Annotated in this window: 15 protein-coding genes; 1 reads left to right on the top strand and 14 read right to left on the bottom strand. The window is 56.7% G+C overall.

The genetic code is table 11. From position 1 onward, the window contains the following. Nucleotides 1-501: 501 nt before the first annotated feature. The 6 genes from VB144_08150 to VB144_08125 all read right to left on the bottom strand — a co-directional run bounded on the left by VB144_08150 (nt 502) and on the right by VB144_08125 (nt 3,878). A complete protein-coding gene (locus tag VB144_08150) occupies nt 502-930 on the bottom strand; it encodes a DUF2703 domain-containing protein (GenBank protein MEA4883611.1) in 429 nt (142 codons plus the stop codon). 74 nt (nt 931-1,004) lie between these two features. Next, a complete protein-coding gene (locus VB144_08145) occupies nt 1,005-1,247 on the bottom strand; it encodes a thioredoxin family protein (GenBank protein MEA4883610.1) in 243 nt (80 codons plus the stop codon). Between the two features lie 13 nt (nt 1,248-1,260). Continuing rightward, nucleotides 1,261-1,962 carry a cytochrome c biogenesis protein CcdA gene (locus VB144_08140; GenBank protein MEA4883609.1) on the bottom strand — a complete coding sequence of 234 codons (702 nt, stop codon included), beginning with the start codon at nt 1,960-1,962 and terminating at the stop codon, nt 1,261-1,263. Next, the gene (locus VB144_08135) at nt 1,959-2,495 is read right to left on the bottom strand and encodes a thioredoxin family protein (GenBank protein MEA4883608.1); all 537 of its coding nucleotides are present in this window, start codon (nt 2,493-2,495) and stop codon (nt 1,959-1,961) included. The genes VB144_08140 and VB144_08135 overlap by 4 nt, the downstream gene beginning before the upstream one ends. A gap of 51 nt (nt 2,496-2,546) precedes the next feature. Further along, entirely contained in the window at nt 2,547-3,557 is a 1,011-nt protein-coding gene (locus VB144_08130; protein ID MEA4883607.1) for a permease, read from the bottom strand. A 21-nt stretch (nt 3,558-3,578) separates the two neighbouring features. Further along, on the bottom strand, nt 3,579-3,878 hold the full coding sequence (locus VB144_08125; protein MEA4883606.1) for a metalloregulator ArsR/SmtB family transcription factor: 300 nt from the start codon (nt 3,876-3,878) through the stop codon (nt 3,579-3,581). 368 nt (nt 3,879-4,246) lie between these two features. Here VB144_08125 and VB144_08120 point away from each other — a divergent pair, with 368 nt between their 5' ends. Further along, complete coding sequence (locus VB144_08120) at nt 4,247-4,372, top strand: hypothetical protein (protein ID MEA4883605.1); 126 nt, start codon at nt 4,247-4,249, stop codon at nt 4,370-4,372. A 347-nt stretch (nt 4,373-4,719) separates the two neighbouring features. Here VB144_08120 and VB144_08115 read toward each other — a convergent pair whose 3' ends face one another. The 8 genes from VB144_08115 to VB144_08080 all read right to left on the bottom strand — a co-directional run bounded on the left by VB144_08115 (nt 4,720) and on the right by VB144_08080 (nt 9,130). Continuing rightward, entirely contained in the window at nt 4,720-4,905 is a 186-nt protein-coding gene (locus tag VB144_08115) for a nucleotidyltransferase domain-containing protein (GenBank protein ID MEA4883604.1), read from the bottom strand. 192 nt (nt 4,906-5,097) lie between these two features. After that, a complete protein-coding gene (locus VB144_08110; GenBank protein ID MEA4883603.1) occupies nt 5,098-5,304 on the bottom strand; it encodes a hypothetical protein in 207 nt (68 codons plus the stop codon). Then, nucleotides 5,259-5,390, bottom strand: a complete 132-nt coding sequence (locus VB144_08105) for a hypothetical protein (GenBank protein MEA4883602.1) — start codon at nt 5,388-5,390, stop codon at nt 5,259-5,261. The genes VB144_08110 and VB144_08105 overlap by 46 nt, the downstream gene beginning before the upstream one ends. A 22-nt stretch (nt 5,391-5,412) precedes the next feature. Then, nucleotides 5,413-5,553, bottom strand: coding sequence for a hypothetical protein (locus VB144_08100; protein MEA4883601.1), 141 nt, complete (start codon nt 5,551-5,553; stop codon nt 5,413-5,415). A 13-nt stretch (nt 5,554-5,566) separates the two neighbouring features. Further along, complete coding sequence (locus VB144_08095; GenBank protein ID MEA4883600.1) at nt 5,567-6,865, bottom strand: FtsX-like permease family protein; 1,299 nt, start codon at nt 6,863-6,865, stop codon at nt 5,567-5,569. Next, nucleotides 6,865-8,064 carry an ABC transporter permease gene (locus VB144_08090; GenBank protein ID MEA4883599.1) on the bottom strand — a complete coding sequence of 400 codons (1,200 nt, stop codon included), beginning with the start codon at nt 8,062-8,064 and terminating at the stop codon, nt 6,865-6,867. The genes VB144_08095 and VB144_08090 overlap by 1 nt, the downstream gene beginning before the upstream one ends. Then, nucleotides 8,061-8,759: an ABC transporter ATP-binding protein gene (locus VB144_08085; protein ID MEA4883598.1), complete on the bottom strand. Its 699-nt coding sequence runs from the start codon at nt 8,757-8,759 to the stop codon at nt 8,061-8,063. Before VB144_08085 ends, VB144_08090 begins: the two co-directional genes overlap by 4 nt. A 173-nt stretch (nt 8,760-8,932) precedes the next feature. Further along, nucleotides 8,933-9,130, bottom strand: a complete 198-nt coding sequence (locus tag VB144_08080; protein ID MEA4883597.1) for a hypothetical protein — start codon at nt 9,128-9,130, stop codon at nt 8,933-8,935. Nucleotides 9,131-10,511: the final 1,381 nt, after the last annotated feature.

The raw sequence follows: 10,511 nt of genomic DNA, 5'->3' as shown, positions 1-10,511 counted from the left end.
GGGACGGCATCCGCTGTCCCCTCGAATCCACTCCACCCCGATTCACGCCTGGTCCCGGGGGCGCCGAATGGCCTCTGCCGGCGGCACAACCGCCGGTCGCGGCACATAGGCACCCTGACGGCACAGGGTTGAAGGTTTTTTCAGCCGATTTGCAGGCCTGCAAATGGAGACTGCTTCCTTTATATGGGCCGAAAACATCAGGGGCGCACTCCGCGTTGAGCACGCCCCTGATCTCGATACCGTCAATACTGACCGCACGAGCAGTCGCAGCTACCAGCAGGCTTCTGCCCCGCATCGCCGCCGTGAGTCACCTCTCGAAAAAGCCAAATCCACCGCTGTCTCTCCGATCAACGGCTTTGGCATCAGATGTGGTCACCCTATTCACCTTCACAATCTCAGAACTGCCTTTACATGGCTATCTTGCCATCCGGCCATATAGGCCGCAATGGCAACCCGCACACAGACCAGGTTCAGATGGCTCTCCGCTGCCCCGAGCAGAACCTAGCGTCCCCGGAAGAATACCTCAAGGTTATGAGGCATTCGGTACTCGTGCGCATCCTGAGCTGAAGTCCGCGTATCCGAATAGACCTCCCGCAGGATCGCGTTGACTATGAATTCCCTGGGAGGTACTGTGTGTTCTGTTCCGTCATGCGTCCAGACCCTGCAGTCCACACTATCTCCACATAGGTCGCCACAGCTTTCACAGGCCGATTCCCTCACGTCAGGCTGAATGTCCCTGCCGTTCACTCTGATCGTAGGCGAACTCACGAACTCGTACCTGGCGGCCAGTTCCCTTGAGGTGATGTTGACCTTGTTCACCACTACGTCAAACCCGGCCGCCTTCAGCACGCCCGACACATCGGCAATGGCTGCGTCAAGGTTGGCATCAGTGCCCATGCACCTGGTGCACACGTTCAGGTCCAGGTACAAGAAATCGATCGCAACTCTAGGGCGTTCCTGCCTTGGGCAACAGCGGGATGCGCCCTCTGAACAGCAACCGCCGCTCACCTTGCCGCACCTTCCAGAATCTTCACGATCTCCTTGGGTTTCAGCACCTTGCCAAGGGATACGACCTTTTCGTCAATAACGAGAGCCGGGATGGACATTACCCCGTATTTGGCTATTTCGGCGAAGTCAGTTACCTTCTCCACTGCGCAATCCATCCCCAGTTCCGCAAGGGCAATCTTGGTGTTCTCCATCAGAGCGGTGCAGTTCCCACAGCATGAACCCAATACCTTGATAACCATGACACTCTACCTCCTAGAATCCTAAGTAGAACATGTAGAACGCTATCAGCAGCATCACTGCTCCCATACCAATCCTCAGCACATTGCTGAGCGCGCCGTATCGTTTGCTGGATGACAGCCGCTGAACGAATCCGACAGACGTACCGGCTACCATCACCAACACGCTATGCCCGATTGAATACAACAGCAGAAGCATCATACCCCACGCCATACTGCCTTCCCTTGCCACAATCCCGAGCAGAACAACCAGAACCGGGGTTGCGCAGGGAGAAGAGAAGAAACCGCCCAACACTCCGGCGAGAAACGCCCCCAGGAATCCGCGCCTGGTGATTCTGCTCATCGCATACGTGGACGGGATGAAGCTAAAGATCTCCCAGGTTTGGAGCGCCATCAGGACCATCAGAGCCCCGAGAGCCAGATACCACCAGCCCCCAGTGCCCTGCATGAGCCTGCCCAACAGTGAGGCAGCAGTTCCGAGCACGGTAAACGTGACCGCCATCCCCGCCGAGAAGGCGGCAGATAGCCAGAAGGCCTTCCTCACATCCCGCTGTGCCGTGCCCCCCACGTACCCTATCACCAGAGGAACACTTGCGAGCGCGCACGGAGTGAACGATGTAAGCACCCCCGCCAGAAGTGCGAACACCGGCGCTAGCCATGCGTTCGTGGAAATGGAAGACGAGAACCACTCGAGCCACCGGTTCACAAGAGCGTTCATCGCTCCAGGCCCATCCCCTTTAACACTGATAGAAGCTGATCCTTGGTCAGTCCTCCTTCATGAGTGGTGAACACATGCTCATTGGTATCCTTCGTAGAGTACATCTTCAGGCCCAGAGAGTCGGGATCTTCCGGCACATAGGGTTTGCCGTCGGAATCTACAAACACCTGAGTAGGAATAACCGACACAGGGTAGCCCTCGACCAGGCTCGGGTACTTCCATACGTCAACGAACTTGACTATGGCTTTTCCACGAAGCTCCTCGTTAAGCTGCCTGAGTACTGGAGCCATCTCCTTGCACGGAATGCAGGAATCGGCGCCGAAGTCGATCACTATGGGGATGCCATAAGACTTCAGTTCCTCAAGATTGATCTTCTCCGTGACATGCAGAGCGAAGTCGGGGTTGCTGTCCTCTACTCCCGAGCCGCCGGCGCCGTTTGATCCGTCTTGGGGGTTCTTCAACCACCAAATGCCTGCTACTGCAAGCATGATCAGGACGGATACTAGTATCTTCGATGCCTTCGCCCAATTCATCGAGTGCTTCCTCCTCCCACTCGCGAGTCCATTACGGCCTACCATTGGGACCTAGACGAAGAGATGTCCAAACGCATTGAACGCGTAGCCGATGATCATAATTCCCACGGTGACCATTCCTACGAATATGACCAAAAGCCTGGACTTGACCACCCTCTTCAGCATTATGATGGACGGGAGCGACAGCGCCGTCACGCCCATCATGAACGACAGCGCAGTGCCCAGCCCAACACCCTTCGCCACCAGAGCCTCAGCTATGGGCAATGTTCCAAATATGTCGGCATACATTGGCACTCCCACTACGGTTGCCAGCAGAACTGAATACCACTTGTCCTGGCCAAGCACGGCAGATATCATGGCCTCGGGTATCCAGTTGTGGATCGCAGCGCCGATGCCGACGCCTACCAGTACATATATCCACACGTTGCTCAGGATTCCTACCGCTTGATCCCTTGAATAGATCAGCCTCTCGCGGGTCGAGAGCGTTTGTTCGTCGGAACCGGCTGAGCTCGATATCGTGCTGAACACGAACGGCTCTACGTACTTCTCCAGCTTCGAATTGCCGATGATGGTCCCTGCTGCAACGGCGAGAACGATGCCAACGATTACGTACGCAATTGCCGTTGGCCAGCCAAAGATGCTCGCCAGTAGAATCAACGAGGCCAAATCCACCAGCGGCGAGGAAATCAGGAACGAGAACGTGACGCCCAATGGTAATCCGGCATTGGTGAAACCAATGAACAGAGGGATAGATGAGCATGAGCAGAACGGGGTCACTGTGCCAAGCAGCGCTCCAAGAATGTTGGCGGTGATACCGTTGAACCTGCCCAATATCTTCTTCGTGCGCTCGGGCGGGAAGAAGCTCTGAATGTAGGAGATGCCGAACACCAGCGCCGAAAGAAGCACGATAATCTTTATGGCGTCATAGATGAAAAAGTGGATGCTGCCCCCAAGCCGGCTCCCAATATCCAGCCTGAATACATGTTCAACCAACTGCGCTACTAGATTCGAAAGCCACTCCATCTTGAGCAATTGATCATTAAGCCAGCCAAGCAAGGCCATATCAGATCATCTTCCCTTCGTTCACTGGTGTTCTTCGCCGGAATCGGCGCCGACAGCATCGTCAATAAAGCCCTTCAGAGCCTGCAGTTTCTCCCTGTTCAGAGAATATCTCACCCAGGCCCCGTCTCTACGAGCGCTCACCAGCCCAGCGTCGCACAGGATGTTCATGTGATAGGAGAGCGTCGGCTGAGTGATGCGGAAACTCTCAAGAATCTCGCAGGCACATAGCTCCCCCGAGGAGAGCATGTTCAGCGTCCGCAGGCGCGTTTCGTCCGACAATGCCCTGAAAATCAGTGACGACTCAGCATAGCCCAGCTTCATGTTTGCGCACCCCATATCGATGTTCTTCAATGCTATTGACGTTTATCTATATGCATGATAGCTCGCACTTGCTTCGCTGTCAATAGGCATGGCGCCCCTGATGCATGCGCCCTGAGAGTATTGGAACCCGGAAGATCGGGCGGGACTCTAGATCTCTGCCCAGTGTAGCTGCCAGCGGCCAAGAGAAGGCATATCGGGATTTCATCCTCAAGCAGAATGGTGCTGTGCTATCAAATGGTTATCGGACTGCGCGGCGGATAGCGGATAATTGAGTCCGCTGCTCGTCACGACTGAATAACCCACAGCGACTTCAGCACAACCCTCCCGTGGTTCAAGAGACTTCTCCCTGGGATTGGACGAAGGCGCCAATGGAAGTTGGCTTCTCGGGCTCTCTGACCAAGATAGCTGCACAGCTACTCAGCTATGTTGACGAGAAGGCACGACCAAGGATGAAGCTGCTGTTGGAACAGATCAAGGCGTACGCCAACGAATAGCAGCAAGGTGGTCTCTTCAAAGCCCGCGGTGTGGTTCATCAGGTGGAGCATGGTGATGGGCGCATCAAAGGAGAGCTTCGAAAGAAAGCCTTCCGACAGATAGGTTCTGATATCCGCTTCATCTGGCCATAGCTGATTTCACTCAGCGTTTGCTGGTTTTGAAAAACCGCAGTGTACACGCCGTCGGTGGTCGCCTGATTTTCCTCGATGTAGTTCAGCTTCCAGATCCTCATAAGCTATGCCGGAGGGCGTTTGAAGATGCGCCGCATCAGCGTAGGCCTGGACCGGAAAAAGACCGACCAGAAGGCATAGGACTGGCAGCAGTGCCGGTATGCTTCGATAACGTTTCATCTCTCGGAGAACCGATCACGCCCCAGGTCAGGCGAGATAATCGCCAGATCGATATCGCTGTCCTCGTCGGCGGTTCCGAGCGCATGCGAACCAAACAGAATCGCTTGCACGACCCTCACATTGCGCTGCCTGAGGACTTCTATATATCCCTGTATCACTCTCTCAACTGGCTCTCGATCCATTCGACCATCTCCTCAGTGCTGGCCAAAAGCGTTTCGGCAAACTCCCGGTTGCAGACGGCGCCCAGCTGCAGCCGATCACCAGGGTATCGAGCCTCAATGTAGAACTCAGTCAGCGTTGACAGGAACGTCTTTTGCCCATCGGAGCACGCATTCAGAATTCCTGTTCCTGATGGCAGTCGGCTGCTTTCTGAATCAAAACTGTTCCCGGATAAGATGTTCCGGGCTCTGGGAGTATCGCCGGCGGTCTACATCACAATCCCGCAAGAAAACCGCTTCCACTGCGCCAACGCGCGATACCATTTCCCGCCGGTTCAGCGCACATCCGCCACAGTGCATCGCCAATTTGAATCGGGCTAGGTCAGCAGGGCAATCAGCTCCGCGGCGCCACTCGAAAGCCAGCTCGCCGCCGACTTTCCGATTGGAACCTTCACAGTGCCCATGTCATCGTCAATGGGGTGGTGTGTGCACGCTTCGACTATGAGCACGCTGTCGCCGCGCTCCAAAGACTCAATGGCGCGCACCCCTGGCGAGCAGTTCGAGGCCGCCTTTGTGACGAGAGAAGAGAATTGAGAACGATGTGAGGTCGATGGAGCCAGGCACGATGGCGTCGATTTCTCGAAACGCCTGAGAATCGGTGATGACCGACACCAACGTGACACGCTCACAGGTCTTCCTTGAGAATCGATGAAGGCTCCTCCCGCGAAACTCGGTGCACGGGATATGCCGCGGCGAGTGCGCATAGTACCGCCAATGCAGCGACTACGGCGACGGCGGTCGAGCCCACCCATCTTGTGCTCTGCCACCACCCCCCTCCTCGTGTGATCATCGGCACGAACCCTGCTACAAGAGCAGTACCTATGGCCGCAGACACCAGGATGACCAGGAACGTCTCGATGATGACCTGGGCGACCAAGTGCCCTCGGGTTGCGCCCACCGCCATGCGAAGCGCCCATTCCGAACGCCGAGCGCTTGCCGTGTACATGGTGTGCCCGGCGAAGCCGAGCCCAGTCAAGATCAAGAGCAGCGCTGACAGCCCCGCTGCCGCAATCACGGGCGGCTGCTTGATCAAGGCGCACTCTGCAATCGCGTCTTTGATAGAAAGGATGCCAATGTAGTGCCCTGTGTCAGGGTGAGTATCAGAATACCACTGGTTGACGGCTTCGCCCACAGTATCGGCATCGGCTCGGTCCTCCAGGACCAGCCAAACCGAGTTCGAAAAATCGGGGAACGCCGCTGGCCCGGCCCACATCGCCACTTGCCCGAAGTCCATCACCAGGGCAGGAACACCCTGTGCGAACTCATCAAGCCTGGCTGAACACTCTGGCCATCCAGCTGTCGGGTCAGCAACCGTCCCTGCAAGGCGCACCGAGCGTACGTACTCGTCAGGGGCGAGTCGAAAGACGACCGTATCGGGAATCACGCCGCCCGGGCCGGCCAGCTCTGCCAAAGCCACGTTCGTAAGGAACGCCCACGCGTCCCCGGCTTCGCTGCTTCCGGTCACACGCTCCGGCACGTCCGGCGAAAAGCGCTTGGTCACTCGGAGACGGACAAGGCTCTCGAAGGCATCGTTCACAAGGTAGATCTTGATGGGGCGCTCCGGCCCGTCCGCTCCCGTCGACATGAAAGCCAAACCGTCCCAGAACACAGCCGCCCGCCTTACGCCTGGCACGGCCTCAAGAGCCGGGATCTCGTCGGGCACTATGGCCTCCGTAGACGTGCGACGCGCAGAGTCGGTGATGTAATTCCCGAGCCCCAACACATTTGTCGGGTTGAACGTAAGCTCCATGGCCCGGACCACAGCACTCGACTTAACGATGAGGACTGCGAGGACTGCGAGAGCGCAAAAGCCGATGGTGAACTGAAGCATCATCAGCAGCACCCGTGCGCGTCGGCCCCTGAGCATCTCCAGCGCTGCGGCAAAAGAGACGATCGCCGAACGTATGTTGCCCTGCTTACTCATCACATCGCACCTCTCAGCAGAGTTCCCGGCTCGTGCCGGCTGACCGAACGGCATAGATATGCTCCGAGGACCATCGTTCCGGCCATCATAATAAGGCAGGTCCCAGCCAGACCCGCCCAAGTGACCGCGGCAATTCTGTGTGCGCTGAGCCAGAACCTCCAGACAACCCACACCAGCACATATCCCGCGACCAGCGATACTACGGTAATGAGGACGAGATCGGACATTATGTAGGCAGCGATCAACCTGGGCGTTGCTCCGACGGCTCGTCTAAGAGCGAGTCCGCGAGTCCTCTCGCTCACCCAGAGCGAAGCGAAACTACCTGCGTTCACGAAAGCCACGACAGCTACGAGAACGGCGATTCCCGAAGTGACTGCCGCAACAATGCGCGCCTCACGAATCGAGCCAATGTACCGTTCGGTCCCGCTGATAACCTGGACCATTGCATCTGCGCTCACTCCCTTCACAATGGGCAGGAATCTGGCTATCACCTCGTCAGACGGGGTACCGTGAGGGGCGTACACGGCCACCTCAGGCGAACCGCCGCCTGGAGGAAACGCCTGCATAGGAACGAATACCCGTGACCTCGGATCGCCGCCCACCTTGCGACCGACTAGCGCCACGATTGGAAGCGCGTGGCCTGGATTGAGCTCAAGCATGTCGCCCACGCGCAGGCCTCCGCTCAGATTAGAGAAGGCGCAGTTGACAGCGATTCCACCTTCGGCGCTGGCGCGAGCCAACGCCCCCGCGGCATTGCCAGGATACAAGGGCGCATAGCCGTCATACAGAATCAGCTCCGCCATAACTTCCCGCAGCTCACCGCCAGCGCCCGTCTTCACCAGAAACGGCCTGCCGGTGACTGTGAAGAAGAATCCTTCCAGTTCACCTTCGCTAACCATGTGGGACAGCGCCGCTGGAGTGAAGGCGTCCCGGACTGTTCGTCGCTGGATAGGCGCTGACGGTGCGTCGGATCCCGACATGTCGGAGGCCTCTGTGGCTTTGATGTAGTACAACCGATCCAGATCACCTGGCAGGCGGCCAATCATGCTGCCATAGGTGGACTGAGCCATTCCCAGGCCCAACGAGAGCGTCGCTGTGGAGATGGTTAGCCCAAACCACAGAAGCAGAATGCCCCAGAAGTTGCGTCGCAGTTGCCCGCGAAATCCTGCCAGAATGTCCTCCGTGATCCCGGAGTTCACCGCGTCAACACCTCCTGGGGCGCGCCTGCCCGAGTTACCCTGCCATCCTGAATCACCAGAATCCGATCAAGTGCCATGGCCACGTCTCTGTTGTGAGTTACGACAACTAGCACGCTGTCAGCAGCATCACGATGAATCTCAAGGAGTAGGTCCATCACCAATCGCCCGGTGTTCGAATCCAGGTTGCCTGTGGGTTCATCGCACAGTATCACCTGGGGTCTACCCACCACAGCACGCGCTATTGCAGCGCGCTGCTGTTCGCCACCTGAGAGCTGAGAGGGCCTGAGGCGCTCCTTGCCGGCAAGGCCCACTCGGTTGATGGCCCGCTGCGCGGCGTCGCGGCGTTTGACAGCGGACCAACCTCGGTATAATAGGGGCAATGCCACGTTTTGGACCACGGAAAGCTCGTCAAGGAGGTTGTAGCGCTGAAACACGAAACCTATTGTATCTCGGCGCATCTCAGCTCGTTGGGTCTCGGATAGCTCCGTCACATCCATGGCCCCAAGTCGGTACGTTCCTCTTGTGGGGCGATCCAACAGCCCAAGCACTGAGAGCAGGGTGCTCTTGCCAGCTCCTGATGGACCGACCACCGCCACTGCCTGACCCTCTGGAATCTCCAGATTGACGGGGCCCAGAACCCGCACCAACTCTCCATGAGTCCGATACTCCCTCGTTACCTCATGCAACCTGATCAAGCGTCGACACCTCCGAAGAAAGAGTCTATTCCACTGGCTGTGGCCCCCCTGAAAGCGATGCCTTGTACACCTTAACACTCCCATCGAGGTGGACAACGTGCAGTTTTGCACCAACTGGAAGGGCTGCGATGGGTGGAGATTCTTCAGCAGGGATTAGGAATTCATCGTTCTGGTCAATTCTTTTGCCGGTCTACCACTGCCACAATGGCCTCGACCAGCCCAGAGTCATAACTCCTCTGGTCAAACACCACCTTACCATCGCACTCTGCAATCCACACCGTGGGAGAGGGCGGCAAGCGCCCAGAGTGCTCGACAAGCCGATAGTGGGTCATCCCCGGCAGCGCCGCGGTGCTCTTTCTCTGCTTTCGCACAGACACGCAGAGCTCTATCGCAGGCTGAGCAAGCAGGACTGAAGAAAAGATACCCGGTGGCGCAAGCGCGTGTGCTGCTCGAATGGGCGACGATCGTCATGCTGCAAACGATGCATACGGCCAAGCCCCACACTAAGACCATGCATGACGAAAGCGCGCTCCGGAGGGTCCTGCGCTCAAGGATCCGCCCGTCTCCTTTGCCCTCCTGGATGTGCCCAATTGCCAAGGTCATCTCGCCTCCGCTGTGACCAACGTATCCACTGGCATTATGACCAACATATACCATGTCGGACTCTGTCGGATAGCAGCAAACAACTCATGATTTGACGATTCAGCGTTTGCTACAGATTTCCTCTTGTTACGTTACGTGAAGTTTCAGTAAGTTCTATTAGCTGCCATGAGATTACCATAAGTATGCCTGCTAAACTTTTTTGTGGGATCCAACGCAGTGACGTCATGGGGTTGGCCTAATCTTCATAGGCAGTCCCTGTTGCGAATTTCTGGTAGACACGCCCAGCTAACGCAGTACCGCGGAGGCATTTTGCCGTTCCTTCCGGTCCCGCAGGGTAGAGGCGAAAACCCGGTGCGACTACGTACCGAAGGAACGGATTGCAGGGCACGCCCGAGTAGTCCGGCCTTGACACCGTCCTTAATACTCTCCGGTTTGGCGTCGCCCTACTCGATGTACCCCGTCCCTGTGAGTTTGGCCACAACCGACATGCAGTTTGCAATTCTGTCGCAGTTGATTCATCCACAAAAGGATCGGTTCAGTCACTCCACGATCTGTTCAACACTGATCCCATGGTTACGCAGAGCATGGCTGCAGATAGTCCCCTTGAATATCCTTGGCCGGAATCGCGCTAAGGCACTTTTCATAAGTTGCAGAGCTATGAACCTTGATGGAGTCAACAATTCTGCCAGTATATACGTGGTTAGGGATATCGATAAGCCTACCAATATGGTCGGCATGGGATGCACGCTTGTATGGACGCATCCATCATCGAACCCCTGCAACTCAGTACGAACACAGGAAGCCACGTCCACATCACAGCGCTCCGTGTTGCCCGCTGTTACTTTCATTCGAGCCAATCGACCACCACTTGGCAAAACATGGCTCCTCATTTAGAATCATGTGGCAGTCATCCGCTGTCACTCATGAGGTAGTATATGATAGCACTACTGCACAGCAACCCGGGATCTCAGCAAAGTGCTCCATTCAACGACTCATGATTCAGCAAGGTCTCGATCTGCAGGTTCTTTTGCCGGCTAAACTTCATCTCCCGGGTGCCCGAGATGATCACAGAATGGTCACGAACTACGCGGAAACGGTGATGTTGTGCGTACGCCCCGATATGGCTATTCCATATCAAACCTTGGGGAT

Source organism: Clostridia bacterium (assembly GCA_034926675.1).
Lineage (GTDB): Bacteria > Bacillota > DTU025 > DTU025 > DTU025 > JAYFQW01.
The sequence above is the reverse complement of the archived record's forward strand: the minus strand, read 5'-3'. Positions and strand labels throughout refer to the sequence as shown.